Origin of the sequence: Pseudoalteromonas sp. R3, from assembly GCF_004014715.1 — a bacterium.
Taxonomy (GTDB): domain Bacteria; phylum Pseudomonadota; class Gammaproteobacteria; order Enterobacterales; family Alteromonadaceae; genus Pseudoalteromonas.
Genome location: NZ_CP034835.1, coordinates 2449899 through 2476014, shown reverse-complemented (window position 1 = coordinate 2476014; position 26116 = coordinate 2449899). Strand labels below are relative to the sequence as shown.

29 protein-coding genes are annotated in these 26116 nt (G+C 46.3%); 19 read left to right on the top strand and 10 right to left on the bottom strand.

Annotation, left to right across the window (positions count from 1 at the left end; genetic code table 11):
- Positions 1 to 181 precede the first annotated feature (181 nt).
- Positions 182 to 994 (bottom strand): alpha/beta hydrolase-fold protein, encoded by an 813-nt coding sequence (locus tag ELR70_RS15755; RefSeq protein WP_054017579.1) that lies wholly within the window; start codon positions 992 to 994, stop codon positions 182 to 184.
- A gap of 119 nt (positions 995 to 1113) precedes the next feature.
- Here ELR70_RS15755 and ELR70_RS15750 point away from each other — a divergent pair, with 119 nt between their 5' ends.
- The 4 genes from ELR70_RS15750 (at position 1114) to ELR70_RS25445 (ending at position 4240) form a co-directional block, all read left to right on the top strand.
- Positions 1114 to 1917, top strand: a complete 804-nt coding sequence (locus ELR70_RS15750; RefSeq protein WP_235577156.1) for an MBL fold metallo-hydrolase — start codon at positions 1114 to 1116, stop codon at positions 1915 to 1917.
- A gap of 106 nt (positions 1918 to 2023) precedes the next feature.
- Positions 2024 to 3049: a helix-turn-helix domain-containing protein gene (locus ELR70_RS15745; protein WP_054017580.1), complete on the top strand. Its 1026-nt coding sequence runs from the start codon at positions 2024 to 2026 to the stop codon at positions 3047 to 3049.
- 82 nt (positions 3050 to 3131) lie between these two features.
- On the top strand, positions 3132 to 3791 hold the full coding sequence (locus ELR70_RS25450; protein ID WP_241566313.1) for a nuclear transport factor 2 family protein: 660 nt from the start codon (positions 3132 to 3134) through the stop codon (positions 3789 to 3791).
- Positions 3779 to 4240, top strand: coding sequence for a type 1 glutamine amidotransferase domain-containing protein (locus tag ELR70_RS25445; RefSeq protein WP_241566312.1), 462 nt, complete (start codon positions 3779 to 3781; stop codon positions 4238 to 4240). Before ELR70_RS25450 ends, ELR70_RS25445 begins: the two co-directional genes overlap by 13 nt.
- A 93-nt stretch (positions 4241 to 4333) precedes the next feature.
- On the opposite strand, the gene ELR70_RS15735 is transcribed toward ELR70_RS25445, so the two are convergent.
- Positions 4334 to 5080 carry a hypothetical protein gene (locus ELR70_RS15735; protein ID WP_054017582.1) on the bottom strand — a complete coding sequence of 249 codons (747 nt, stop codon included), beginning with the start codon at positions 5078 to 5080 and terminating at the stop codon, positions 4334 to 4336.
- A 126-nt stretch (positions 5081 to 5206) separates the two neighbouring features.
- On the bottom strand, positions 5207 to 5353 hold the full coding sequence (locus tag ELR70_RS24910; protein WP_164881455.1) for a hypothetical protein: 147 nt from the start codon (positions 5351 to 5353) through the stop codon (positions 5207 to 5209).
- Between the two features lie 131 nt (positions 5354 to 5484).
- Between ELR70_RS24910 and ELR70_RS15730 the strand changes: the two genes are divergently transcribed.
- A complete protein-coding gene (locus ELR70_RS15730) occupies positions 5485 to 6054 on the top strand; it encodes a hypothetical protein (RefSeq protein ID WP_054017583.1) in 570 nt (189 codons plus the stop codon).
- Positions 6055 to 6208: 154 nt separating this feature from the next.
- Here the strand turns inward: ELR70_RS15730 and ELR70_RS15725 are convergent, their stop codons facing one another.
- Positions 6209 to 7492 (bottom strand): peroxidase, FMP-type, encoded by a 1284-nt coding sequence (locus tag ELR70_RS15725; protein WP_128064630.1) that lies wholly within the window; start codon positions 7490 to 7492, stop codon positions 6209 to 6211.
- A gap of 275 nt (positions 7493 to 7767) precedes the next feature.
- Positions 7768 to 8682, bottom strand: coding sequence for a LysR family transcriptional regulator (locus tag ELR70_RS15720; RefSeq protein ID WP_054017585.1), 915 nt, complete (start codon positions 8680 to 8682; stop codon positions 7768 to 7770).
- A 129-nt stretch (positions 8683 to 8811) separates the two neighbouring features.
- On the opposite strand from ELR70_RS15720, the gene ELR70_RS15715 reads away from it, so the two are divergent.
- Positions 8812 to 9654, top strand: a complete 843-nt coding sequence (locus ELR70_RS15715) for a type 1 glutamine amidotransferase domain-containing protein (RefSeq protein ID WP_054017586.1) — start codon at positions 8812 to 8814, stop codon at positions 9652 to 9654.
- 98 nt (positions 9655 to 9752) lie between these two features.
- Positions 9753 to 10628, top strand: a complete 876-nt coding sequence (locus tag ELR70_RS15710; RefSeq protein WP_054017587.1) for an SDR family oxidoreductase — start codon at positions 9753 to 9755, stop codon at positions 10626 to 10628.
- Between the two features lie 140 nt (positions 10629 to 10768).
- On the opposite strand, the gene ELR70_RS15705 is transcribed toward ELR70_RS15710, so the two are convergent.
- Entirely contained in the window at positions 10769 to 12028 is a 1260-nt protein-coding gene (locus ELR70_RS15705) for a phosphatidylserine decarboxylase (RefSeq protein WP_160317430.1), read from the bottom strand.
- A gap of 250 nt (positions 12029 to 12278) precedes the next feature.
- Here ELR70_RS15705 and ELR70_RS15700 point away from each other — a divergent pair, with 250 nt between their 5' ends.
- On the top strand, positions 12279 to 12449 hold the full coding sequence (locus tag ELR70_RS15700; RefSeq protein WP_128064629.1) for a DUF6435 family protein: 171 nt from the start codon (positions 12279 to 12281) through the stop codon (positions 12447 to 12449).
- Positions 12450 to 12556: 107 nt separating this feature from the next.
- On the opposite strand, the gene ELR70_RS15695 is transcribed toward ELR70_RS15700, so the two are convergent.
- On the bottom strand, positions 12557 to 13900 hold the full coding sequence (locus ELR70_RS15695; RefSeq protein ID WP_054017589.1) for a dicarboxylate/amino acid:cation symporter: 1344 nt from the start codon (positions 13898 to 13900) through the stop codon (positions 12557 to 12559).
- A gap of 201 nt (positions 13901 to 14101) precedes the next feature.
- Here ELR70_RS15695 and ELR70_RS15690 point away from each other — a divergent pair, with 201 nt between their 5' ends.
- The 7 genes from ELR70_RS15690 to ELR70_RS15660 all read left to right on the top strand — a co-directional run bounded on the left by ELR70_RS15690 (position 14102) and on the right by ELR70_RS15660 (position 18419).
- A complete protein-coding gene (locus ELR70_RS15690) occupies positions 14102 to 14563 on the top strand; it encodes a GNAT family N-acetyltransferase (RefSeq protein WP_054017590.1) in 462 nt (153 codons plus the stop codon).
- Positions 14564 to 14725: 162 nt separating this feature from the next.
- Positions 14726 to 15478, top strand: a complete 753-nt coding sequence (locus tag ELR70_RS15685; protein ID WP_054017591.1) for an ABC transporter permease — start codon at positions 14726 to 14728, stop codon at positions 15476 to 15478.
- A complete protein-coding gene (locus ELR70_RS15680) occupies positions 15478 to 16176 on the top strand; it encodes an ATP-binding cassette domain-containing protein (protein WP_054017592.1) in 699 nt (232 codons plus the stop codon). Before ELR70_RS15685 ends, ELR70_RS15680 begins: the two co-directional genes overlap by 1 nt.
- A complete protein-coding gene (locus ELR70_RS15675) occupies positions 16148 to 16594 on the top strand; it encodes an MlaD family protein (protein ID WP_128064628.1) in 447 nt (148 codons plus the stop codon). The genes ELR70_RS15680 and ELR70_RS15675 overlap by 29 nt, the downstream gene beginning before the upstream one ends.
- An 11-nt stretch (positions 16595 to 16605) precedes the next feature.
- The gene (locus ELR70_RS15670; protein ID WP_128064627.1) at positions 16606 to 17184 is read left to right on the top strand and encodes a hypothetical protein; all 579 of its coding nucleotides are present in this window, start codon (positions 16606 to 16608) and stop codon (positions 17182 to 17184) included.
- Complete coding sequence (locus ELR70_RS15665) at positions 17177 to 17980, top strand: hypothetical protein (protein WP_054017594.1); 804 nt, start codon at positions 17177 to 17179, stop codon at positions 17978 to 17980. The genes ELR70_RS15670 and ELR70_RS15665 overlap by 8 nt, the downstream gene beginning before the upstream one ends.
- A 37-nt stretch (positions 17981 to 18017) precedes the next feature.
- On the top strand, positions 18018 to 18419 hold the full coding sequence (locus ELR70_RS15660; RefSeq protein WP_054017595.1) for an ACT domain-containing protein: 402 nt from the start codon (positions 18018 to 18020) through the stop codon (positions 18417 to 18419).
- Positions 18420 to 18456: 37 nt separating this feature from the next.
- Here the strand turns inward: ELR70_RS15660 and ELR70_RS15655 are convergent, their stop codons facing one another.
- Positions 18457 to 19173 carry a glycosyl hydrolase family 18 protein gene (locus tag ELR70_RS15655; RefSeq protein WP_054017596.1) on the bottom strand — a complete coding sequence of 239 codons (717 nt, stop codon included), beginning with the start codon at positions 19171 to 19173 and terminating at the stop codon, positions 18457 to 18459.
- A gap of 207 nt (positions 19174 to 19380) precedes the next feature.
- On the opposite strand from ELR70_RS15655, the gene ELR70_RS15650 reads away from it, so the two are divergent.
- Positions 19381 to 19911 carry a hypothetical protein gene (locus ELR70_RS15650; protein WP_054017597.1) on the top strand — a complete coding sequence of 177 codons (531 nt, stop codon included), beginning with the start codon at positions 19381 to 19383 and terminating at the stop codon, positions 19909 to 19911.
- Positions 19912 to 19942: 31 nt separating this feature from the next.
- Here ELR70_RS15650 and ELR70_RS15645 read toward each other — a convergent pair whose 3' ends face one another.
- The gene (locus ELR70_RS15645) at positions 19943 to 20428 is read right to left on the bottom strand and encodes a tetratricopeptide repeat protein (RefSeq protein WP_128064626.1); all 486 of its coding nucleotides are present in this window, start codon (positions 20426 to 20428) and stop codon (positions 19943 to 19945) included.
- Between the two features lie 125 nt (positions 20429 to 20553).
- Positions 20554 to 22557: a serine/threonine-protein kinase gene (locus tag ELR70_RS15635; protein WP_128064625.1), complete on the bottom strand. Its 2004-nt coding sequence runs from the start codon at positions 22555 to 22557 to the stop codon at positions 20554 to 20556.
- Between the two features lie 303 nt (positions 22558 to 22860).
- On the opposite strand from ELR70_RS15635, the gene ELR70_RS15630 reads away from it, so the two are divergent.
- From ELR70_RS15630 to ELR70_RS15620, 3 genes are all read left to right on the top strand, one after another.
- The gene (locus tag ELR70_RS15630; protein ID WP_054017599.1) at positions 22861 to 23865 is read left to right on the top strand and encodes an FHA domain-containing protein; all 1005 of its coding nucleotides are present in this window, start codon (positions 22861 to 22863) and stop codon (positions 23863 to 23865) included.
- 204 nt (positions 23866 to 24069) lie between these two features.
- Positions 24070 to 24621, top strand: a complete 552-nt coding sequence (locus tag ELR70_RS15625; RefSeq protein ID WP_054017600.1) for a YbhB/YbcL family Raf kinase inhibitor-like protein — start codon at positions 24070 to 24072, stop codon at positions 24619 to 24621.
- Between the two features lie 137 nt (positions 24622 to 24758).
- Complete coding sequence (locus ELR70_RS15620; RefSeq protein ID WP_128064624.1) at positions 24759 to 26111, top strand: M24 family metallopeptidase; 1353 nt, start codon at positions 24759 to 24761, stop codon at positions 26109 to 26111.
- Positions 26112 to 26116: the final 5 nt, after the last annotated feature.

Below are 26116 nucleotides of genomic sequence, written 5' to 3'. Positions count from 1 at the left end.
AGTTGTCTGCTAAAACGGTAAATCAAACCTGGGATTATGTGTGGTCCCAGTGTTTATCGCGCCCAGTCAAACTGAATGCTGTGATTGTGCACCCAGCTCAAGAATGGATGTTTGCGCAGGGCCATTAGCGTAATCATTAGTTTCACTGTATTGTTTCAATGAAACTGGGCTCATATATTCTCTATTTGTAGTCAACTTTTTTAAATGCGTCATATACCGCCAGGTGTAGGGTATCTCCGTGATCCAGGTCTTCAAAATAACGAAAATGCAACTGGCTTTTGCCCTTAAGCTGAGTGGCTATTTTATCGTGTAGCTGTTTCGCAACACGCTCCATTACGTTACCTTCTTTACCTACCGCAATGTAAACAGACTTTGGCAGACTGGTGGGGGTGAATTTACTGGCGAGTAATGACTCGTTGTCCCACCACAAACTGGGACTGACAATGACATAGTGATCAAACAATGGCGTGTGATGAAACAGAATTTCACTGGCAAGTAAGCCTCCCAACGATTGACCGATCAGGGTATCTGATTGGTTGGTACGGTAACGCTTCTCTATCATCGGGCGCAGTTCATCTTGTAGAAATGCGATAAATGATTTTGCGCCACCGTGGGTCGGCAGGTCACGTTTATCCAGTGCATTGTTACTTTGGGTGGTGAAATCCCGTTTTCTGTCCTGATTACTGATACCCACAACAATGCTGGGTGGAAGAAAGTTTAGCCAGGGAAAGTTGGCAAATTGCACCAATCCGGCAATGTGAATAAAGTCTTCATCTTTTGAACCGTCCAGCAGGTAAATAACCGGGTAGGTTTGTTGTGTATTTTTTTGGTATTCTGCTGGTAAATAGACGTTTACTGAGCGATTCTGTTTCAGTATTTGAGAGTTGAATGTCAGAGTGTGGGCAAACTCTAATGGTGCAGAGTGAACCTCACTTTTTGCATAGGCGAGCGAGCAGCTCAGTACGCAAATTAAAAACAAGAGTACGCTGTTCATCAGGCTTCATTCCTTTGGTCGAATAGAAGCTAGATGTTAACGCTAATTTATACTTAATCATAGTAACACGGTAAACCGGTACAGACCGCTTGTGCCTCACAATAATAAGAAAGGGAGTCATGTTGACCATGTTAAAAGCATTGTTGATAACGCCAATTCTTGCTGCGAGTTTTGTAACACTTGCTGCTAATATTCAGGTACAGCCCGTATCGCAACACCTGCACATTCTCACTGAGCAAGACTACGGCACAAATATTGGGTTGTTTAAAACCGCCAAAGGCCTGGTACTGGTCGATCCTATGCCAGGTAAAACTAACTTAGCCCGGTTATTTAAAACTGTAAGTGAAATTCACCACAAACCCGTTACCCATATTTTAAATACGCATAATCATGAAGACCACTCGGGAGGCAATGCTTATTTTATGGCGCGTGGGGCCCAGCTTGTTGAAGGTGATGCTAAGCTGGCCGGGGTCACCCGTGTTATGGTTAAGTCTCACACCTCGACAGACAACGTTTTCTATCACAAGCCGAGTAACACGATTTTTGTCGGAGATGTGTTTGATACCAGCTGGCATCCCACCTTTTATGCGGGTGGGGTGCAGGGCTTTAAAGATGCCATCGAGATCATTTTACAGGTTGGGGATGAGCAGAGTTTGATTGTTCCCGGGCATGGCGCTTTGTCAGATAAAACGTCACTGCGTGAATTCCGAACAAATACGCTCCAGTGGGTGGAAACCGTACGTGTGTTCAGACAAAAAGGCTACAGTGTTGAGAAAATTATGGCAGAGAATGAGAGCAAGAAAATTGTCGCCAGATTTAATGTACAAGGCAAGGTGCCGTTTTTACCAGACACAGCCTACAAACGGTTTGTAGAAAGAACCATCCAGGTGATTGAGAGGGAAAGGAGCGAGGGGACTGAGTAAACTACGCTAGGTGCATCACTTTAGTGGGCCCTCAGGCCCTATCACCCTTGGCTCAGCCAGATTGATATGCGATAGTTCAGAGGTCTGTAATTAAAACAATATCGTAATGGAATTTTCGCGCTACTTTCTGTTTTTCTTCGCCTCACTTGGGGCATTTAATGGCGTTTTACTGGCTACCTGGGTTTATCATAAACGCAGGGAAATAGCCGCTGCCCCCTGGCTGTCTTTGCTGTTGATTATGCTCAGTATTCGGATTGGCAAGTCGGTTGCGTTTTACTTTAGCCCGGGGCTGAGCAGAGACTTTTTGCAGCTGGGGCTGAGTGCCTGCTGTTTAATTGGACCGAGCCTTTTTTCGTTTTGTTTTCGTAGCCTTTATCCAAACAAAGCCCGCTGGCAACTGCGCGGACACTTTGCATTGTGGCTTGTTTTGGTTGCTGTAGTTGGCGTGATGTACCCTTATCATAATTACCCTGAATTGTGGCAAACCTGGGTGTATCGCGGCTCAAGCTATGTCTGGCTTGGTTACCTTTTGGCATCGGCTTGGGTGTACCGGCACAAACTGGCTGAGTTAAAATCCTATCCGGACCGCTTAGTATGGCGAGACTTGCCTTTTATCGCGCTTAGTGGTGGAGCGCTTATCTGGTTTGCCTATTTTACCTCAGCCTATACGTCTTACATTGTTGGGGCTTTGTCATTTTCCATGGTGTTGTATCTCAGCATTGTGGTTTTTTCTGGCCAGAGCAGAGGCAAAGAAAAATACGCGACACAACTTATTTCACCGCAACAGAATGCGGAAATTTCTGCGACGCTGGAGAACTTGATGAATGAGCAGCAGCTATTCACAGATCCCTCTATGTCCTTACCCAGGTTAGCCAAACGTTTAGGTGTTAGTCATACAAAATTGTCTCAGCATTTGAACCAGCAACACGGTTGTAATTTTAATCAATATCTTAATGGCTATCGAGTAAAGTACGCTCAGAAGCTGTTAATACAGAACCAGAACATGACAATTGAGGAAGTTGCTGAACTGTGTGGCTTCAATGCCAGCTCGACATTTTATACGGCGTTTAAAAAACAATGTGGTCAAACTCCCAATCAGTTTCGTGCAAAGTCTGCCAAATTATCATTCTGAACACTTAGATTATAATCCAGGAGCTTGTTTTTAAAGGTTATGTTTTATGGTGAGGTGACATTAAGTTAACCGGAGAAACACCATGAATATTCTTTTGAGACACCTGCTAATCTTGCTATGCCTGCTATTTAGTGGCAGCAGTCTGGCTGATGACGAGGCCGGTGTTTTGCGTGCTCTAAATGATTATATACAGGGGACTGAAACGGGGCAGCCTGGCCAAATCAAAAATGCCTTTCATCCGCAAGCTCAGCTACTGTTGTCTCACGATACTAAACCGTTCTGGACGGTATCGATGGAGCAATACAGTAGCTGGTTTAAGCCGCTGAACAATCGTAACCGTCGGGGCAAAGTACTCTCTGTGAAAATAGACGGAGATATCGCCATGGCTCGGTTGAAAATTACGGTAGCGCCTCCTTACCAGGCATATATAGATCATGTCTTGCTCAAACAGATTGCAGGGAAATGGCAGATAGTGAGTAAGACAGCAACGGACCAAAGTACCCAGTATAAGGGTAAAAAAATTCTCTTCATTGCATCCAGTGCCAGTTTTCATGGTGACAGTGACTTACCAGCAGGGACCAGTTTTTCTGAGCTTGTCTATGCCTACGATACATTTATCAAAGCCGGGTATGAGGTAGACTTTATGAGTACCCGAGGTGGGGCGTTAAGCCTGGCTTATGTTAATACGTCAATTCCAATTCATAAGCAGTATCTTTACGACCCGAATTTATGTATGCCATAGGCAACAGCTTTGCACCTGAGGAAGTGGACGCCTCTGAATATCAAGCGGTGCATTACCTGGGCGGCAGCAATGCCATGTATGAGGTTGCAGAACATCACGGAGTTCAGGCAATTGCGATGGCGGTCTTCGAGCAGAATAATGGCATTGTATCTTCGGTCTGTCATGGTACAGCCGGTATTGTTAATCTGAAATTGAGCAACGGAGAATATCTGGTCGCTAACAGGCGTGTCAGTGGCTACCCCGAATCTTTTGAACGTGCCGGGGCTGAGTACCTGAAAGAGTTTCCATTTATGATTGGCGAGCGCATCAAGGCGCGGGGCGGTGATTTTCGCCATGGAGAGCGTAATAAACCTTTTGTAGAAATAGATGGGCGACTGATCACCGGGCAGAACTATCTATCCTCGGTGGCAGTGGCTGAAGCCATGATACAGGTGTTAGAAAAGCGGTGAGTTGGCGATACAAGAGTAGGATGAATCTGAAAGTTCGAAAAATGCTCGTAAAAAGAGGCAATTAATTGCCTCTCATAGGGAAGAAGAGCGGGTTTAGTTGCCTTGCTCTTGCCACTTCAATAAAAGTGCAAGGGTCAGTGCACCGACCTGACCCGCCTCATTCAGGCCGTAATGGGTCATGGCCGCGTGTCGAAATGCATATGAGACTGCATTCAGGTGTTCTTTTACTCCCTCCTGACATGCCTCGCGATAATCCTCATCTTTTGAGCATTGGCTGTAATATTGCTCAATTCTAGGAATATAGTGTGCAGAAAAGTGATCAGATAAATCGCCAACATAGGCATCTATCAGAGGTTTAGACGTCAACTCTACAGCATCAAGTGTGGCCGTATCATCCCAGCAACGAGACCACACCTGAGGATATGTCGCTTCTTTTTGCTCCAGCACAGAGATGATATCGGTAACACGATGTTGAAGCCTCAGTAGTGAGCGAGCATCGTCAAAAGCCGCACAGTTTTGTGGCGAGTTAACGGCGTCTTCGACACTGGACTCAAGTAGCTGATTAAAACTGATGCGAGCTGGCTCAAAGTCTTGCGCCAGGTTACGCCAAAGTGGAAAAACGATACCCAGCCGGTAGCCATAAAAATCGTGATCCAACGCCACGCCTTTTTCGACCAACCAGTGAACATTGTCCAGTGCTTCCTGGTAGTGCCCGGAATCATAAAGATAGTAAGCTTCGTCCAGCTTAGCCTGAAGCTGAGAGTCTAAATTACTTGCTTGAGAAGAAAAGCAGAAAGTGCCGCAAACCGAAAGGGCGGTGGAAATTAAAAGTTGTTTCATTTTACTCTACTCCTTAGGAAAAAATGAATTGTCTGAGACTGTGTTAAAGGCCACAGGCTCGGTTTAAAACTGCCAGATTGAGCAGCCGTCAATTGCTAGCAGTATGCGTGCCAATGTGGTTCTTTTTTATGTGTCTATTTTATTTTTATCATTGAATAGTTGTAGTTGTAGTTGTAGTTGTAGTTGTAGTTGTAGTTGTAGTTGTAGTTGTAGTTGTAGTTGTAGTTGTAGTTGTGGTTGTGGTTGAGAGTTGGCAAGTGTCAGAACAGCCAAGGACTTTTCCCCTGCTCAACTCGATGAGTTGATAGACATGAAAATAAAAGACCTTGTTTATAAATGTGTAAGCCGTTTAAATACCCCGTATCCGATAGATGTGCGCCCGATTAGGGGCATAGTGAGGCGTTATGCATAACTACCTTTTGCCTGTGTTGCTGTTATACAGTGGGATGTGCCTTGCTACACACCAAGTCAGGGAAGTCTTTGTTGTCGAAGGGCAGGCGCATGGCATAGAGCTGTTTCCCCTCGAGTCACTTTACAACTACGATGACATTCAGGCTAAGCTGGTTGACAGAGGGTGGTGTACAGCGAACTGGCGAGGTTATAAAGGGAGCTGGGAATTAAAGGAAGGTAAGCTTTGGTTAACCTCGCTGGTGCAGGATTCATGTTCTCAGACCCCACCTTTAATTGACCCCGTGCCATTTTTTGGTCAAAGCGCTTATCCAGTCAAAGCAAGCTGGTTTAGTGAAAAGATAGAGGTGCGACTGGGTGAAATAGTGCCGACATATTGCAAGACCAAAGACGATGAACCACTTCAAACGGGGTATACGTACGATGCGATGGTGTATGTTTTCTCTGGCGGAGAGCTTGTTGAACGCTCCAGGCAAACAATTAATCAAGACTGGGAGGAAAGGCAACAGCTATGCGCTGATAACACTCCTTGGGATTTTTTCAACTGGATCGGCATCAGCAAATAAGTGACTAAAAACACAGCGCCGGTGGCTTATTACCCGCTTTTATCGCAGGTTATGCTGCCTGAACTATATAATAGAAACGCCAAAAATGACCATGATTCCTAAGTGCAACTGCTGCAAGTATTTGCTGACAGGAGTTGCACTTAGTCTGGTTACCTTACTTCGCTTTATGGTTCATGCAATGTACCCGGGCTTCGGGTTTGGTAACGGGTTCATCTTCTTCAGGTAGCTTGATAGCGTCATATTGATCTTCTTCAGGGATATCTTCCAGACGTCGTAATGTGTTGACCTGAATATGTGGCCACTGAGTGGTTTCACCACTGGCACCAAACATAAATTCAAAATCCACGATTTGCTCGTACTGCAACTGATCTATCTCTTTTCCATTTTCCAGTTCGATGCGCTCCAGCCACATGCGATGGCGCATGCGGACCACACGACAGTAGCGCTCAATCATAACATTATTGACGGTTGCACCCTGCACCCCAGTGTCATGCTTGCTGTCTAACTCGATCAGATCATAGCTTTTGAAGTTTAATCCTTCATTAAACTCTGAAAGCAACAGATTTGGCTGAACTGTGTAGGGGAACTTGGCACCATACTTATTGTAGTTAAAGATATTCAGGAAATAAGCGCGGGCACTGTTAACCCCCTGATGCGCCTCGGGTTGGTCTGGGTAGTCTATTTGCTGGTCCCGTGGTTTGGTCGTCCAGTCTGGCTTTTTCAGGCTGCCCGGGATCAGGTCGCGTTCGGGATCTATACCCATAGTCGGAGAAATAGACAGGTAGGGTTGCTCCCAAAGCTTTGCAATTTCAGGTCTTTCAGGTGGCTTGGGTTTCTGGTTCTGATCAAAATGGGTAACGTTGCCAGTCAGGTGAATGGTGGTGCCATGGGGGATCACTCCTGAGCGAGAAATAGAGTGAGGTGGAACAAATTGAGGACCTTGTTCGCCTGGGCCAATGACCGGAACGCCGCCGTCTTCATCAACGGTTGCAGCGGTTGAAGGGCGAGAGAACATAGTACGCGGGTTTTGATACTGACCATTTTCTTCCCATGGCATAGTGTTATCGCCCAACCATAAGTACATGCCGTTCTCAAAATGTTGCAGATCATCGTTGTTATCAATGATGGCTGTTTCGTACTTGACCGGGCCATTAAACTGTTCATTGGAGCCTGCACGGTTGCGAACCGGCGCGTTTACTTTAGAAAAGGTTAACTGCTCTCGGTATTGTTGCGATTTGAAATGAAAAACCCCAAATACGGTTTCTGAGGAAGTACCGGGAGAGGGCATTGGCGTAGTGTGCAAGCCTTTAGGGCCGCCTTTCCAGTTAACCCAGGTGCCATGAAGTTTATCGAGTATCCCGAATTGCGGTACCGTGGGTTCGTTGCCTTTGAGTTCCGGGTAGGGGCGAACGGATGATTTTTGGGTCTTGCTAGTCATTGCATAGTCCTTATTTTTACGCCGAACATTAACAACAGGCTCTGATGAGCGTGATATGTCGATGTCAGTTCGACGGGTTAATTCAAAGGTTACGCGCATACTCCCTGCGGTATGAGTACAGAGAGTGCGAGTGATAACGGTATGCAAAAATAATGGACCAAATATTCCCCCTAAACCATTACAGGCTATTACAGGAATTTCCGCTTCACGCCAGATATTTGCCAATAAAATTAATTGGATCAGCGCCTTTTTAGCTGAGCAAATGCTTGTATTGTCTAAGGTGTTGTTTGACGCGCGACAGAGATGATTTCCTGTCTGAACCAGCGGCTAGCCTGATCGTCTTTGTTGCGAATATCCCAGTACATTTTCATCGAAAACGGCGGGACTGATAGAGGTGGTTCAAACACTGCAATATTGAACTTGGCACTCACTGCCTCAATGAATTTGCGTGGTGCTGTGAATATGGCATCACTGGTTTCGACAATGTATGGGGCACTTGAGAAGTTAGCCACTTTATATTGAACTTTACGGGTATGTCCCAGTTTGTCCAGCGCGTCGTCCACGGTTCCCCGAATATCTTTACCAGTGCCCGCCAGAATATGCGGATAGCGGCAGTAACCGGCCAGGTCGAGTACAGAACTCAGACAAGGGTGATCTTGCCTTACTACTGACACATAGTCGTCTTTATACAAGGTCGTAACCATCAGAGCGGGATGGCTAGACTCGATAACGCTGATTGAAAAATCAACCTCACCACTTTCAATTTGGCTTGCAAAACCCCGTTTATCGAGCTTGGCAAATACCACCTGAATATTAGGGGCCACTTTGCTTAGATGTGGGATTAAAACCGGGGCCAGTGATTGCTCTACCAGATCGCTGGTGGCGATAAAAAAAGTACGGCTGGAGTGAGCAGGATCAAACTGCTCCTGAGTAAGAATATGGCGTTCAAAGTCATTTAACCAGCGATTGAGCTGGGATTGCAGGTATTCTGCACGTGGTGTCAGGATCAATTTATTGCCCTGTCGAATAACCAACGAATCATTAAAGCTGTGGCGTAGCTTTTTCAGCGTATGGCTGACTGCTGATTGCGTCAGACCGGCACGCTCGCCGGCTCGTGTCAGGTTTTTAGTCTCAAATATTAACTGTAACAGACGCAGCTGATTGAGCTCGATATCCGAAATATTACTCATGCCTACCTCTCCAAGAGTTATTACTCACATTCATGTCTATATTAAAGCAATTAATTTCATTAATGAAGTTGGGCGGCTTATTCTAGACCCAAGTTAAGAACACACATCATCAAACTTCAGGAGATGAACATGAAATTAAAAACACTCGCAGCACTGACAGCATTGATTGCAAGCCCACTGACCCTGGCCGATGAGATCCTGGTGGTTATGTCGGACACTGCGCAAATGACATTGAAAAATGGTTACGACTACAAAACAGGTGTTTATCTGAACGAATTAATGGAACCGGTTAAGTTGTTTCTGGATGCAGGTCACACACTGACCTTCGCTTCACCTAAAGGTATGGCACCAAGACTCGATCCTGTATCAGATACACCAGATCATTTTCTGGACGTCAGCAAGTCGAATTATCAGGCTCATAAGGCCTTATTCAACCAACTCAAAATTGATGATAAGACCGACAGTCCTGTTGTCAGTTTTGCCCGCATAGAACAAATTGGTATTGATAAATTTGATGCGGTCTTTGTGCCGGGTGGCCACGCACCACTGGGTGACCTGGTTGCTAACCCACAGCTGGGGGAGTTTCTGCGCCACTTTAATGCGCAGAAAAAACCCACAGGTTTGGTCTGTCATGGCCCGGTTGCCTTGCTCTCAGCTTTGCCAAATGCCGCTGAATTCGAAGTAGCAATGAAGTCAGATAAAAATGCCAAACCCGCAGAGGGCTGGGTTTATGAGGGATATCGCATGACTACATTCAGTAACTCTGAGGAAGCCGTTGCAACTCAATATTATCTGGGGGGTGACGAATTGTATTACTGGCCTCAAGACGCGCTGACCAAAGCCGGCGGAGATTATTCACGGAGTGAAAAAGACTGGCAGCCGCATATTGTTATCGACCGTGAGCTGATCACCGGTCAAAACAACAAGTCGTCAGTTGGAGTAGCGCAGGCGTTACTTAAGCAGTTGGACTAATAATAAAGCTACATTCAGGTGTAGCCCAAAATGCGTACAGCTGCCTTGTCTCGAGCTGTACGCCAGACAGACAAAATTTAAAAATTCTGGAGAATACCATGACACAATCAGTTTTAGTGACCGGATCAAACAGCGGGTTTGGCTATCTTATTGCAAATACACTGTCAGACCACGGCTTTACGGTAACAGGCACTATGCGTGACCCACAAGGACGCAATGCATCGGTTGCCAATGAGCTCAGAAGTAAAGGGGTTTATGTAATTGATATTGATGTTACCGACGATGATAGCGTTGCAATGGGCGTGAATGCTGCACTTGAGCAGGCAGGACATATCGATGTTTTGATTAACAATGCAGGCGTTGGTACGCTTGGCTGGCAAGAGAGTTTTAACATTGAAGACTTCAAGCGTGTGTTTGATATCAATGTTTTTGGTGTACAGCGCATGACGCGGGCTTTATTACCGCATATGAAACAGCGTGGGCAGGGCACTTTAATCCAGATTTCCAGTATTTTGGGCCAGTTCGTGCTGCCATTCCTGGGCTCGTACAACGCGACCAAACATGCGGTAGAAGGTCTGGCGGAAAACTATCGGGTTGAGTTGTCTCAGTTTGGTATTCAGTCACTCATCGTACAGCCAGGTGGTTTTGGCACAGACTTTGGTGCGAATTTGCTGAGATCCAGTGATAAAGCTGTAACTGAAAGTTATGGCGAACATGCTGATGCACCAGAACAAATGTGGGCGGGTACAGAACAGGGTCACGATGCTGAAAATGCACCCAGCCCGCAAATGGTTGCTGACGCTGTATTACAGTTATTGCAGACGCAAGTTTCAGCACGCCCGTTCAGAACAACGGTAGACGGCACCGGTCTGAATCCGGTTATTGAAGCTGTCAATGAAGCCAGAGAAAAGGCGATGCAACATATCTACGGCGCTTATGGTATGGACGCAATGTTAGAGGTCAAGCAAGGTTAATACTGCATCTATTGCGTGCCTCTCCCTCGCAAGGACGCCAGTGGAGTACAATACCTGTCGCATGGATGTCGGGGACTGTCGATTTTATCTTAACAGGCTAATCCAGTCCCCGGGGTTGTATCTATCTTGATTCCTTGCCATTACCACTCAAGTGGAGGCACAGCGCGACCCAGGCATTCTCTTACCTTCATAAGGGTTGGTTCATTCGGTCCGCGCACAGGCTGATCGCCTACTTTAAATTGATAGTTCCTGCCTGGCTCAAAAGCCAGCACGATAGAAGAACCGCCATAGCCAAAGTGGCCCATAAACTGGCCTTTTTCAATGTCTGCACCGGTTTCAATGGCGTTGACTATGCTGCCCACACCCCAAAAGCCAATCGCAACCATGGCGACTAACCCCAGATCAGGTGTTTTAATCACCCAGACATAACGCTGATGCTTACCCAGTTTTTGGTACCAACCAACTTTATCGCTGTTTTTTGGTGGTAGCGGATCATAGGGGTGTCGCGGGTTAAAATTGTCAAAGTCATAATTATAAGAGCCCTCATACAAACCCTGCTCTATGACAGTGCCGGATACGGGGGCGTGGAAATGGTGGTAATCGGTAAACCAGAGCAGAATGTCAAGTAGAGGACCACCGACAAAGCACCGCCCATAGCCTGGGATAGCTTCAATCAGATTAAAATGATCACCCGATTTACCTGGTAGCAAGTAGCGGTTGCTTGCCAGGCTTTCGTTGCGCTCATTGCTGCCTCTATCTAAAAAAAACACGCCACCGTCACAGGGAGAGATCACGACACCACTGTCACTTGCACAGTTGCACAAAGGCCGCTGTCCGGGCTTGAGATTACGTAAGAAGAACTGATTAAAGGACTGGAACCCCCCTTGTGGACTATGTGGATCCGGGCGCTCATAATGATCAATATTAAATGGGTGCTCTTCTGTACCGGTGTACTTCATCCAGGCACTTAAAGTATCCGTTGACGATGTGCTGTTTATCCAGTCACCATGAAAGTTCAGAAACTGCCGAAACCAGCCTCTGAAATAGCCGTCATTGGCCAGCTTTAAACCGGATTCGGTATTGACCAGATAGTCCCAGTATTCGATGTATAAACCCGGATTGTCCGGTGTTGGGGTATAAGTTAACCATTGAGAAAAGAAGTTTTGCAGCGTAAATCCGGGCTCTCTGTATAAGTAGGGCTGCCAGAAAGTCGCTATGTCTTTACGTCTGGCAAGGCTTATCTCAGAACATACCTCTGCCAGTGCCTCGAGATACCACAGCAAATTGAGCTGATTTTCTAAAAATACGCCATCCAGCCCCAGTATATGTAGTTCTGCTTCCGAACTTTTTTCGTCCCAATTTATAGGCGCAGGTAAAGGCATGGTCGAAATTTCAGTCATGATATTGGTCCTTTTGGTTCGCAAGTAGTGATCAGGGATTGAGCCGTTGTGATTGTCTGAATCGGTATTATCTGGAACTTTATAGGTCATGCTATGTACCAGGGCAATTACAGCAGATTACAGTCTGCAAAAGTGGTCCATTAGCGGTGCTTGTCAGTACTTTGAACAGGCATAGTTTCGACTATGCGATGATCCTCAGAGGTTTGAGGCTCGTTTAACAGGTAAAATTTGCCATCAGGAAAATATTGTAATGTTTCAGTTCTTAAAACGTGATCCGGCCAAAAAGCTACGTAAGGCCTATGATGCTAAGCTAGAGCAAGCCATGCATGCACAGCGTAATGGTGATATTCGTGGTTATGCGATGCTCACAGCAGAGGCAGAGTCAATTTGGCAGGAGATTGAAAGTTTGCAAGGAAAGTAATGTGGTAATAAGTGAGGCACTCTTCACAGGTGAGGACAAAACATCTGTACCTCACTTGTGGCGAATATGGGCGCATAAGCAATGATTTGAGCCTCGCGCCCGGAACGTTAGCTGGTTACAACCTCATCGTCGCCTGTTCGCACCCGTTCAACCAAAGATGTTTCATTTCTCAACCAGCGGTTCATCACCACACAGGCAGTCAGATCACCACTGACGTTAATAACCGTGCGGCACATATCCAGAATACGGTCGACACCGAGAATAAGCGCAATGCCGGTTGCTGGTATACCAAAACTAGCAAGCACAGAAGCGAGGATCACGATGCCGACCCCGGGTGTACTGGGTGAGCCGATGGATGCGCCCACAGTGGTGAGAATGAGCAATACCACCTGATTCACAGATAAATCCACACCGAAGACCTGGGTGAGGAAAATAGCTGCAACCACCTGGTAAAGTGCCGTACCATCCATGTTGATGGTGGCGCCAAGTGGTATAATAAATTGTACTATTGGTTTTTTTACCCCCAGTTGTTCCTGGGCTGTGCGCATTGATAATGGCATTACGGCTGCGGAACTAGAGGTTGAAAACGCAAGCAATTGTGCGCTTCGGATGGCTTTTAAAAAAGCCATGGGGTGTACTTTGGCAACAAATGAAGCGACCAGAGTATATATGAGTAATAGCCCGGCGAGTCCCAATAATACTGTGGCAACGTAAGCAGATACGCCAATCAGGGCATCTACGCCAATACGGATTGTGATATCACAAAGCAGACCAAACACTGCAAGGGGAGCCAGTAGCATGGCCCAGTTCACAATTTGTAATGAGACAGACTGGATCCCGTCCATAAAATCTATCATCAGTGCCTTACGTTGTGCGGCCAATGTGGTCAACGCCATACCAATAAAACTGGCATAAATGACGATGGCGAACATGTCTTTATCCAATGTGGACTGAGTTGGATTCGCAGGGATAATGGCCGCTACTTTATCTGGCAGCGAGCTCTGCGTTACTTGGGTCGACACGACTTGCGCAGGCTGATCGGCAATTGCGTTGAACAGGGCGCTGTCGACATAGTTACCCGGTTCAATGAGGTAGACCACAGCTAGACCCAGAATGACCGCGACGAAAGTGGTTGTGACAAAGTAGGGTAAGATACGAATCCCCACTTTTTTTAAAAACGCAGTATCTTTATTACCTGCGATACCCAGAATGATTGAGGAAAGCACTAGTGGGATAACCACCATCTGGATCAGGGCGAGAAACACACGCCCGGGTAGTGCAACCCATTGAGCAATGTCCATTGCTGCAGATTGACTGACCAGCGCCATGCCTTGCGGAGACAGCAGTAAACCAATGGTAATGCCGAGTATCAACGCGACCACTATTTGTAACCAGAGCCGCTTTTTTTGCAGCAGATTGGCTGGAGCATCTGGAGTTTGAATGTCTGTCATAACAATATCCCTGACTGGATGAGCACGATTAGAGTGATTATCCTAGCATAGCCATTTGATGTTACATTGACCCGCATCAAACGAGACGAGGTCGCCCTGTTAAGCGCAGCTCATTGAACAACGCGTCAGATTAAAACTTATATCATTGTTAAATAAAGTGTTATCCTGATTAATTACAAGACGTTGGATATGAGGGAGTAGATGGATATTAAGCGTTATCAAAGTAGCTGGGCCAGAGAAATTGCAGACTTATTTCATAGTGCAGTGCATGCAATTGCTAAAGACGACTACACTCAGGCGCAAAAAGCCGTGTGGGCGCCAACACCGCCCGACTATGCATTTTGGTCACAGCGGTTGGCAAACAAGCGTCCCTGGGTTGCCCTGATCAATGAACGTGTTGCAGGTTTTATTGAGCTGGATGATGATGGTCATATCGATTGCGCCTATACGCACCCAGAGTTTCAGGGGCAGGGCATTGCAAGCGCGCTCTACCGTAAGTTAGAAGCGCAGGCCAAAGAGCAGGGGTTGCCTCGGCTGTATGTCGAAGCTTCTAAACCTGCACGTCGCTTTTTTGCAGCGCGTGGTTTTGCAATGGTAAAACGCAATGAAATTGTGAGGCACGGCGTCACTTTGATTAATTATACGATGGAAAAATCCCTCTGAGTGCCCAACTTGCGTGCTAATTATCAACATAAACCACAGTTCACCAAGTAATCACTTTTTGTTCACTGTAATAAAGCAAATTACTGCTACGCTTAAAGTTAACTGAATCAATTAGGGCCAGAGCATGCTGTGTCTGTTGTACCAATACAATAGGGAGCAGTAATGATTAATTATGGATTTTTGCCTTTTTCGGCTTATGTGGTTTCAGACTTTTTAGTCTTTCATCGCAACCGTTCTATTAGCCTGGAAATCTTACTACGACAGATCCGCTTCACCGGAGTTGAGGCCCTTGGGCTCGTTATGTTAATTGCTTTGTTAATTGGGGCTTTAATCATTGTTCAGGGCTACCCTTTGCTGTCTTCTATCGGCCAGGTCAAATGGATCTATGCCATTTTAATATCAACAATTGTAAGAGATCTCGGTCCTTTCATTGTGTGTTTTGTGGTGTTGGCACGTTCGGGCACGGCAATTACCACTGAGTTGGGCAACATGGTAGTGCGCAAGGAAATTGACGCACTGATAGCAATGGGGGTGTCACCAATTTCGTATCTGGTTGCACCCCGGGTTTTGGGTATGGTCGCGTCCTTGATCCTGTTGATGAGTTACTTTGTTGCCTGTGGCATTTTTGGTGGCTATTTGGTGAGTAACGCGTTTGCATCGATTCCTGTGAGCACTTTCTTTGTTAAGTTAATGGCGCAGCTACATTGGCTGGATATGGTGATTATGCTGGCCAAAGTCGCATTTTCCGGGTTGATGATTAGCCTGATAGCCAGCTATCACGGTCTGACCGTCAAAAGTGCGATCACTGAGGTGCCGCAACGAAACATAAAAGCCGTTGGCCGTGGATTGATTGCCCTGTGCATTATCCACGTACTGTTCACTTTGCTGTACTTTGCGCTAATGAGTGACTGGTGATGAAAATAGAACTTAGAAATATCAGTCACAGCCTGGCTGAACAACCCATATTGGCTAATATCAGCATCACTGTTGAAAGCGGGCAGTGCCTGCTGATCACTGGTCGCTCTGGCAGTGGCAAGTCGCTGCTATTCAGTATCATTTGTGATATCACCCGACCTCAGCAAGGGACAGTGCTGATTGATGACATTGAAATGCCAGCAATGACTGCGCTGCAATATGCGCGTTTTCGTCGCGATCTGGGGGTTATTTTTCAGGTCTGCGCATTGATATCTAATCTGACTCTGGAAGAAAACCTGTTGCTGCCACTGAATCGTCACCACAGCCGATTAAGTCACGATGAAAAGTTGCAAAAGGTGCATGGGATTTGTGAAGAGTTTGGTTTGACGCAGTATTTGGATCAACGCACTGATCGACTCTCGTCAGGGTTGGCATCTCTGGCAGGGTTAGCGAGAGCCTTGATCATGGAACCAAAGGCGTTGATCTGGGACGCGCCTATGGCGCAGGTCGACAGACACTGGTGCCGTCATGAGCTGGCACTACTTAAGCACCTTAAAGAAAAAGGCACAACTTTAATTCTCTGCTCTAATCGCCAGGAGTTGATAGTGAGCTTAGCGGACCAGCAGCTTCAGCTTGGGTTACCGGAAGAATTAGCTTTGGGGGGAACGCATGCAGCACAAGCCCAAAAATGCCAATAGGATAGTGATTGCATTTAGCCTTACCGGCGTGCTGTTGCTTGCCACATTTTGTATCATGATCCTGGTGAATAATCACACTTTTGCAGACAAGGTTTACTACAAAACCGTATTAGATAATGCCCGGGGACTGAGCGCTTTGCCGGCGATATACTTTAAAGGTATGGAGATAGGGCGTATAGATGATTACCGGCTAAATTTGCAAAGCAATGAAATTGATGTGGAGTTTTGGGTATTTCAGGAATACAGCACTAAGGTGGTCAAGTATGCGCTGCTGACCGGTGAGCAACACCCTATTTTTGATGAAGTCACGACATTAGATCTGATTTTGCCTGAGCCTGATAAAGTCGGCCCTTTTGTGGCTTTGCCTGCAGGGCATTGGTACCCCATATTAACAGTGCACTGGGAAAACAGTATCTGACAGCGGGTTACGTGTCTCGCTCAAAAGACGATGTGGAATCTATTTTATCCAGTATTCAGGAGTTGTTACAGAATCTGCAAAAAGAGGATAACCCGGAAGCTGGGTCTTTGTTCAGAGCGCTCGACAGGGTCGCAAAGATCAGTGATCATATCATGATCGTCAGTGAAGAGCTGCGAGAAAGTGAGTTGTTGCCCGAGGCTGAAAAAACACTAAAACAAAGCCAGGTATGGCTTGCCCAGATGCCGCAATTACTGGCTCAGTTAAATCAGACGCTGGTAAAGACAGATGGCATGCTAACTCAGGCACAAAGTACGTTAACAACTTATGGTCAGCCCACCGAACTTGTTAAAGAGATCACTGATAGTCAGTTACCCTTGGTGCTTCATAACCTCAATGCCAACCTGACAGTGATGCAGCAAATGCTTAAAGATGTGCACGGTGAGCGTGAACAGTTTACGTTGACTGTCCATAGTGTGCAGCAGGTGCTTGAACAAATGGAAAAAACTCTGGAGGCATTGAACAACCATCCGGTATTCAGAGATGGGATCAGTACCCCGGTTAAGAATGGGGAGATAGAAATGCATGATTAAAATGATTTGGCTATCTCTGATCTGCTTACTTGGGTTGTCGGGGTGTTCTTCGGCACCCGAGCGAGACTATCAGGTCACCCGGTTCAAACGCCAGGCTGCGGCCTGGCTGGAGCAAGGAGACAATCAGCGGAAGCTGGGCAAGTATCAGCTGGCTTTGCGTTACTACGATAATGCCTATCGCTACGCCAGCAGAAGACATGATGTACAACAAATGGGGTTGGCTCGACTCAAACAGGCTGCGGTATACATTAACCAAGGACAAACAACACAAGCCGAGGATAAAATTACAGAGGCAGTCATGTTTGACAAAAATGAGCGCACAGAGCTGAAACCAGCGATTGACTTTATGCGCAGTAAGCTGGCTTATGCCAAAGGAGAGCAAGCTCAGGCGCTGGCATTGGTAGAACAATTACAAATCCAGTTTGCCGAAGACGTTGAAAAACGCATTTATTACCGTTGGGTCGGCTGGCAATATGCACAATCCAGGATTGACTGGTTACAGGCTGAAAAAGACATTCAGACACTTTTCAAGTTCAAAGCCGACAAAGCACTGAACAACATAGAAGTGCTGTCTTTTGTTATTTATCACAATCTGGTTTGGCGTATCGCCACAGGCCAGGACAAAGCGACAACTGCGCTTGATATTGCCATAAAGCATTTTGCCTCGCTTGAGTTAACCAATCGATTGATAGAATGTTTCGAAATTGCCGCAAAATATTATAATGATGCTGGTGATGCAGATAGAGCGCTGTATTATCAGGCGCGATTCACGCAATTGCGCCGCTCTATGAACTAACACCTTTCGCAAAGCTAATCATAAAGGAAATAAAATAATGTCAGGCATTGTTAATTTGACGGCACTTCTGAAAACGATGGAGCCGGTTATAAACCCGGGAGAATATGTCTTTTGTAGCGTATCAGGTAGTCTTGAAGAGTACGCACCACTTCATCCACTGGCAACGTTTCAGGAGCAAGAAGGGTTAACCCTGATAGTCGAAAAAACGGCTGCTCAGTCTTATGGGCTCGAATTTGAAGGGCCCTTTCGTCAGATAACTTTAAGTGTACATTCCAGCCTGGATGCGGTTGGGCTGACTGCTGCTGTGGCGCAGTGCCTGACCGAGCAGGGGATCAGCGCAAATGTGGTTGCCGCTTTTTATCATGATCATCTCTTTGTTAAAACTGAACATGCACAGGCTGCTTTGAATGCGCTGGTTGCGCTTGCAGCGTCAAGCTAACAACCTACAAGCACACAGGTAGTAATCTACCCTCGAATTAACGGCTGTATCTGAAGTAATCACGTTCCTGCGCACTGGTCAGTGGTGTGTTGTGATACTTTACGATACCGCGCAGATTGTTTACGGCTGTGCCACCACTCAACGATGCTGCTTCCTCATCGCTCAGGCAGGTAAGGTCTGATGTATGTTCTGTTGAAGTCAGCATTTCTCCAGTCATATCACTGCTCGGTGCCAGCTCGCCTGGGTAACTATGATTTAGCAAAGGCCCAGTGCTATTTGAAATTTGTGTAAGCAAATAGGTTTGTCCGTTATGCCGTGCCGCTTGATCAAACTGGTATTTTAAACCTAAAAAAAGTGCATCAAAATCATGAGACGAGATGGCGGCAATATTTTGAAAATGGGCGCTACCACTGATTGCTTGTGTTTCAAGTTGAGCATGGTAAAACGCGGCATCCAGATTCAGTCCGTCAAGCTGGTATTGTTGCAAAAATTCAACCACGCTTTGGCAGAATACCTGTCTACCATTGATATCCTGACTCAGATAGCGCAGGCCGCTTTCGTCGGGAGACAGACTCAGTAACAGTTTTGTCGCAGGGTAATTTTTCCGGGTCGTGTCCAGATGTGCCTGAAAGGCTTTTGCCCCTCCAATGGCTGTGAGTTTAGCTCCGTCCAAGCCATCAGGCCTTACCTGGACACCCGTAATATAGATTGCTTTTTCAGAAGCGCCAGCGCATTTTTTATGTTCAAAAGCCATTGTGACAACTTAATCGTTCAACTGTACTAACCGATACAATAAAGAGATTTTCAGCGAGTAACCATTACACCGACATTACATGAGGCTTGCTGTGTGTAGTGATTGATAGTTGCATCATTTGCATTAATAATTGTCGGATTTTATTGGTGTTTTTAAAAAACTCAGAGTAAGCTTGTTGAGCGCAATAACTAATAAGGAGTGACTAAAATGCAAAATGATGTTCTAAGCTTTGACCTAAATAGCGAAAACTATTTATTCCGACTCAGCCCGACAACCACAACTGAAGATTGGGGGCTGCAATATTACGATAGAGCAAGTGGCGAATACACGCCGGTACCGCAAGGGGCGCAACTTAATGTTGTGTTTAATCTGGGCGACATACCGGGCATTTCTGAGAATGCGCGTCGTGCTTTGATCTCGAAGCAGCAGGCTGTGTTCATTGTCGAGATGGAAGATTGTGCAGATAGTGACTGGCGCTTCTGGCAAAGCGGTATTTCTTTATCTTGTGAGCAGGACTCACAGGATTATCAGCTGACGACTGATATTGAGAATCAAGGTAAAACCTTAGTTTTGACTATCAAGAACGTGCTAGGTGGTGTGGCATCTGCAGAAGGCAAATTCGATGAAATCGATTTCAGGTTTGTTGCTGTGAGGCTGAACAATTCAGCAGGGGCACTCAACGAAATTTTCTATTCTCAAGATCCACGTCTTGGCGTACGTCGCGATAAGCCAGCATAAGCATTGGTTATATAAAGACAGAGCGTCAGCTTTAGGGTTGACGCTTCTGGCAAAGCGTTGCTTTGTTGTAGCTTGATACAATCTGCTTAAATTCCTCTCGCTGGCAAAGCGCTTCAAACCATGGCAAGTTAAACCAGACCGCGCCATAGCCAAGTTCCAATGCCGATTTTACGTTTACCATTGCGGAAGTAAGCTCACCCACCTGAGTGTACACAAGGGCTGCTGTAAATGCGTACTCACGATTCTCGGGGGATTGTTTTATGGCCTGATTAAGTACTGTTACAGCCTGTTCGTGATTACTGAGCTGCGCATGAGCCTGGGCAACATCAAGTAGATCATAAAAATCATCAGATGTTTTGTTTTTCTCTATCACCTGCTCATAATAATACGCCGCTTGTTCCATATTACCGTTGAGCTTTTCAATGTCAGCCAGATTAAGCAAAAACAAGGAGTTGTTCTCGATTTGCGTGAGAGGTTTCGCGGCTGATAGTGCCTCTGAGAATTGTCCGTCAAGCATATAAGACAGCACGAGAGCGTTGACATCGAAAGGTTGAGCATCTACAGAGATCACCTTTTTGTAGCGCTCAATTGCTGCTGAAACTCTGCCCTCAGTAAGGTGAATGTCGGCGAGCAACTGATTGGCTAAGTAATCATCTGGATCCAGCCGAGTACTTCATCAAGATAATGCCATGCCTGCTCAAATTGACCATTCTGATAGTAGGTGTTAGCTAGGTTGAACATGATAGAAGTATTTTTTCTGAGTGCCATAGCCTCATGTAGGTGCTCAATTGCGGCTTTCAGATCACCTTGCTGTTTGGCCCGTTTTGACAGGATCACTTCGATATCGTAATCACTGAAATGCCGTGCCCGGGCGTGAGCTAAGTGTGTCTCGAACAAAGTTTCATCATGGCTGGTCAAGGCAAGTAGCATCATTTCTTTGTTGAAAATGGCTTTTTGCTTATAGCGTGTTGGCGCATTATTTAGAACGGTACGCAGTTGCGCGAGCAATTTTTCTCTTTTGGTCTGATCATATACCGTCAAGCTTATGTCGCTGTATAGCCCATAGGCCGCAAACAGGTAGGGAGAATTCGTCAACACCTGCTGTAACTTCTCCAGATTGCTCAGGTTATAGGCACCCAGGTTAGACACATCCTGGTAAATTTGCAGGTAACTCAGGTAATCTTGCTGCCTGACTGTTTCGAGGGGCAAACTGTTAGGCGTTAGATCAGGAAACAGTTTGACAGCTTGCGCCTGGGTGGAATAAAAATTCTCGATTTCACTAGTGAGCGCCATTGGCCAGCTGATCTGCTGCTGAACGGTCCATTTCTCGCCCCCTAGACGTTTTACGACTGTTTCACAGCTATGTTCGCTGCAGGTAAGCTCAGTACTGATTATGTCTGTTGCCCCCGTCGTTGTTGCCAGCTGGCGCAAAGAGTGTTCCGCCTCTGGGCGGTGAGCAATCAATTCGGTATGCTTTCCGTCAACAATGAGCTGACGCAGCGCGTGATCGACGCTTGCAAGGGTACTTTTTGTGCGCTCGTCACTGAGCTGCCTTGTCTGGGTGAGTTGAGGTTTAAGCACCAACACATATCGCTTTTCTTGTGGAGTCTGGCTAAACAGCCACGCACCCAATACGGTCAAAAATAATAGGCTAAAAGCGATTAGAACGACGTACTGATTCCGCCACTTAGGTTGTGTTCGAACCGGCTGAGAAGTATCAGACGCAGACACATCAGACTCAAATGGCACGGTTTCCTGATCCATGATAGCGTTTTGTGTGATTACTATCAGAATTTGTTCCAGTCTTTTGGCCACTTGTCTGGCATTCGCCGGGCGTTCTTCAGGATTAACCGACAACAGCTGATTTAACAGATGAGCCAGCGGTTCGGGTAAAGCCGGTAAGACTTGGCCTGCATCGTCATGTTTACCATTTAGTATACGCTCACGTAATTGGGTTTTACCAAAAGGGTGACGAGCGCTTATCAATTCATAAGCAAGGACACCAAAAGCAAACAGGTCCGACTGAGGTGAGAGTGCTTCACCTTTGAGCTGTTCTGGCGAGGTGGCGGTCATACTGGCATGGCTTTGCATCATGTCAGTGTGAGTTCCCTCCTGAGAAGTGTGCGTGATGCGCGCGATACCGAAGTCGGTAATTTTGATCTGCTGGTTTTTATCCAGCAATATATTAGTCGGTTTTAGGTCGCAATGTATTACGCCGCACTGATGAGCGGCTGCAATGCCATTGGCAACCTGAATCAGCAAGGTTAGTTTTTGCTCAAGGCTTAATATCTGAGTTTTCTGGTGATAAAACAATGTGGTGCCATCGACATACTCCATGACCAGATAAACCTGATCAGGGCCTGTTATTATGTCGTAAAGCTGAACTATGTGTGTGTGATTTAACCTGGCAAGAATTTGGGCTTCAGCAACTGCGAGAGAGATGTCGGTGCCCGCAGCCTGTGTCTTTAGGCGCTTTATTGCCACTTTTCGGTTCAGTCGGATGTCTTCTGCCAACAGAACTTCGCCCATTCCGCCTTCACCTAACACTTTTATAACATGATAGTGTTCGGGCAAACTCGTTTGCTGAGAAGTGGAGGATCCCCCTTTGGGCTGCTCTGAGTTAGTTGATGGCTGCGATTTATCCATTTTATTTTTTATCTTGTACCTTACGGGTGGCAATGCCTGAAGGGCATATGTATCGTCGGGAAAATGACGTGCCAAAAGAACGACATGTACCGAATAACAATAGTAACGGTTAAGCAAATCAAATGCCAGTCTATCAGGTGAGTAGGTCGGATGAGATTATTTCAGATTAGGCAATATTTTGGTGTAATGTGGTGAAATCGGTGTTTTTGTGAAACGGTGTTAAGATTATTAAGGAACAGTTTTCCGGGTCAGGGCGATAGGCGTGTTATTGCGACAACCCGGAGCAGTTATCGAGGAGCGATTATGGCCACGTTACAACATAAACAGCAATCTAAGTATTTATATTTAAAGTCCTTTCACCGATTTGGGCGACTAAAGCATTCAGTGGACAGTTGCTTTGATGAACTGGCCATTTCCCGCATTCATGCCGTGATAGAGTGGCAACAGGGGTACTGGTATTTACGTGATCTGAGCCGTAATGGCACCTGGCTCAATGATGCACGAGTCCCTTATAACCAGGACGTTGCTTTGAATGTGAATGATGAAATTCGCTTTTCAGATTCAAGCTGCCACAGCTTCAGCGTAACGGATCTGGCGCCACCTGAGGATTTATTGGTGCCTTATAGCCACGACGAGCTTGTTGACGGGCAAATGCCGGTTATTCAGCTGGAAAACTACCACCTGTTACCAAGTGAATCAGACCCTGAGCTGATAGTGTATTTTAACAATGCTGAACAAACCTGGTGTTACGAGGAAGTTGGCTCTGAACATCCGGTGAGTATTACTGATGGTGAGCAACTGCGTTTTGCGCAGCAGATCTGGAGCCTGATCCAGACGCGGGCAAGCCAACAGGAGTGCACGGCAGAAGTCACAGATACAGATCCCGGCGATCTGGAGTACCATTTTACATTGAGCCAGGATGAGGAATACGCTGAGTTACAGGTAAAACAGGCTCAGGAAGAAGTCGATTTTGAAACCCGTACACACCATTACCTGACGGCTCTATTGGCCAGGTATAAAATAAAAGATATGCAGCATCAGGTCGATGATGCATCACAAGGCTGGGTCTCGGTGAAGCAATTGTCCCGTGATTTGGGGCTGACCGAGAGTCACATTAATATCCAGATTCATCGTGCCCGAAAACAGTTTGTCGACAGAATGAAAGACAAGTCAATGGCAGAGTCGCTTATTGAACGTAAGCGAGGCCGTGTGCGTTTTGGTGGCAGACATTTCAGCATCGTCAAAGGGCAGCAACTTGAGGCTTCAACCCTGTATCAACAGCACAATGAGTTGGTAGCTGCTAGTTGATGTATTTCTTTTGTTTCTGTATCGTGAACAAGCCCGCTTTTAAAGCGGGTTTTTTTATATCTACTTGCTTAACTTAGTAGCGAACCTTGGCAAGGTAGTAACCTCATAAGCTGGCTATATTTTAGTGCCGATTGTTACAGGTTCCACTTTAAGCAAATATTTAGAACAATTTTGGGTGATTCGTTATATAAGGAAAAGTTGGATATGTTTAATTTGAACCGCGTATTTTGTTGTTTTGCTCTACTACCAGCTGTTGCCATGGCAGGATCTTTTTCACTACAGTCTAGTGATATAAAAAATGGTGACTTTTTAACACAATCTCAGGTATTTCAGGGCTTTGGCTGTAAAGGAGATAATTTGTCCCCGCAGCTGTCTTGGCGTGGTGCACCTGATGGGACTAAAGCCTTTGCGGTGATTGCCTATGACCCTGATGCGCCAACGGGAAGTGGTTGGTGGCACTGGCAGGTGGTAAATATTCCCGCAACGGTAACCAGTTTACAGACCGGTGCAGGCAAGCTGGGTAACGAACTATTACCAGCAGGTGCAAAGCAGTTAAGGAATGATTTCGGGACGAATGACTTTGGCGGAGCGTGTCCGCCAAAAGGCCATGGAGTACATCGTTATCAATTTACCGTTCATGCACTGTCTAAACCCCTGAATATTCCAGAAGGCGCCTCTGCGGCTTTGGCAGGTTACATGATCCATGCAAATTCACTCGCTTCAAGCTCCATAGAATCACTGTACCGAAGAGACTGAATGGTCTGTAAGCTTTTACTGATGGCTGCGCGCCTGAGGAAACAGATCAAAGGTGCGATTGCTCATAAATAATAAACGACTGTGAAGACAGTGGGCGATCTGAGATAACTTAAATTCAAAGAAATATTAGGACTATTATGCAAAGACTTTTTGGATTATTTTTGAGCTTGTGCACGATAAGCACTCCCGCTATGGCCGAGGAATATGCACAGGGCCGTCAAATATCGGCGTTGCCCGATGTGTTGTCATTCAGGGAGCGCGTGCAACCCATCAATGAGATGGTGACAGATCGCTTGGATAACTTACTTCCAGAGCTAATGCGTGAGGCGGACCTGGATATGTGGCTCGTCATTAACCGAGAATATGGTGAAGATAAGCTGTTTTATACCCTGGTTCCGCAACCGACTTTTGCGGCACGCCGCACTACCTTGCTGGTGTTTTCAAAGCAAGCCGATGGCAGTATTGAACGCTTTAGTGTGAGTCGTTATCCCATTGGCGACTTATATCCCACAGTGTGGAAAGGGGGCACAAAAGAACAGCAGTGGCAACGCCTCGCTGAGGTGATTGCCGAGCGTGATCCTAAGCGTATTGGGATTAACGTTAGTGAAGACTGGGCACTGGCCGATGGTCTCAGTGTTGGATTACATAAACAACTGTTGAAGGTATTGCCGGGCAAATACCAGCAGCGCTTGGTGAGCGCCGAAAAACTGGTGATCCGTTGGCTGGAAACGCGCAGCCAAAAAGAGCTTAATGTATACCCGCAGGCGGTGACACTGGCGCGTCGGGTAATTGCAGAAGCATTCTCCAATAAGGTGATCACACCAGGCGTGACCACCACCAAAGACGTTGAATGGTACTTACGCGAACGCTTTGAAGAATTACAGCTCAGACCCTGGTTCCAGCCGTACGTAAATATTCAACGTCAGGGCGACAAAACCAGTAAAGACGATGTGTTTATTGGTGAATACAACCGGACTATTTTGCCGGGAGACATTATCCACACCGATGTGGGTATCTGTTACCTAAATCAGTGCACGGATACACAGGAAATGGGCTACGTGCTCAAGCTTCATGAAACCGATGTACCAGCGGGCCTGAAACAGGCTATGGCGACAGGTAATCGCTGGCAGGATATCTTAACCAGTAACTTTAAATCAGGGTTAACGGGCAATGAGATCCTGGCCAATACCATTAAACAAAGTAAAGCAGCAGGGATTGTCAGCAGTACTTATACCCATCCGCTCGGCTTTGTTGGTCATGCACCTGGCCCAACCATTGGTATGTGGGATAATCAGGGGCCGACACCGGTACAGGGAGACTGGAAACTGTATCCAAACACGGTTTATGCCATTGAAGGAAACATTAAAACGCAATTACCGGAGTGGGACAACCAGTGGATCCAAATCAAGCTGGAGCAAGATGCGGTATTTGATGGCAAGCAGGTCTGGTACTTAGCGGGCAGGCAAACCCAGTGGCATGTAATAAGATAGAACTT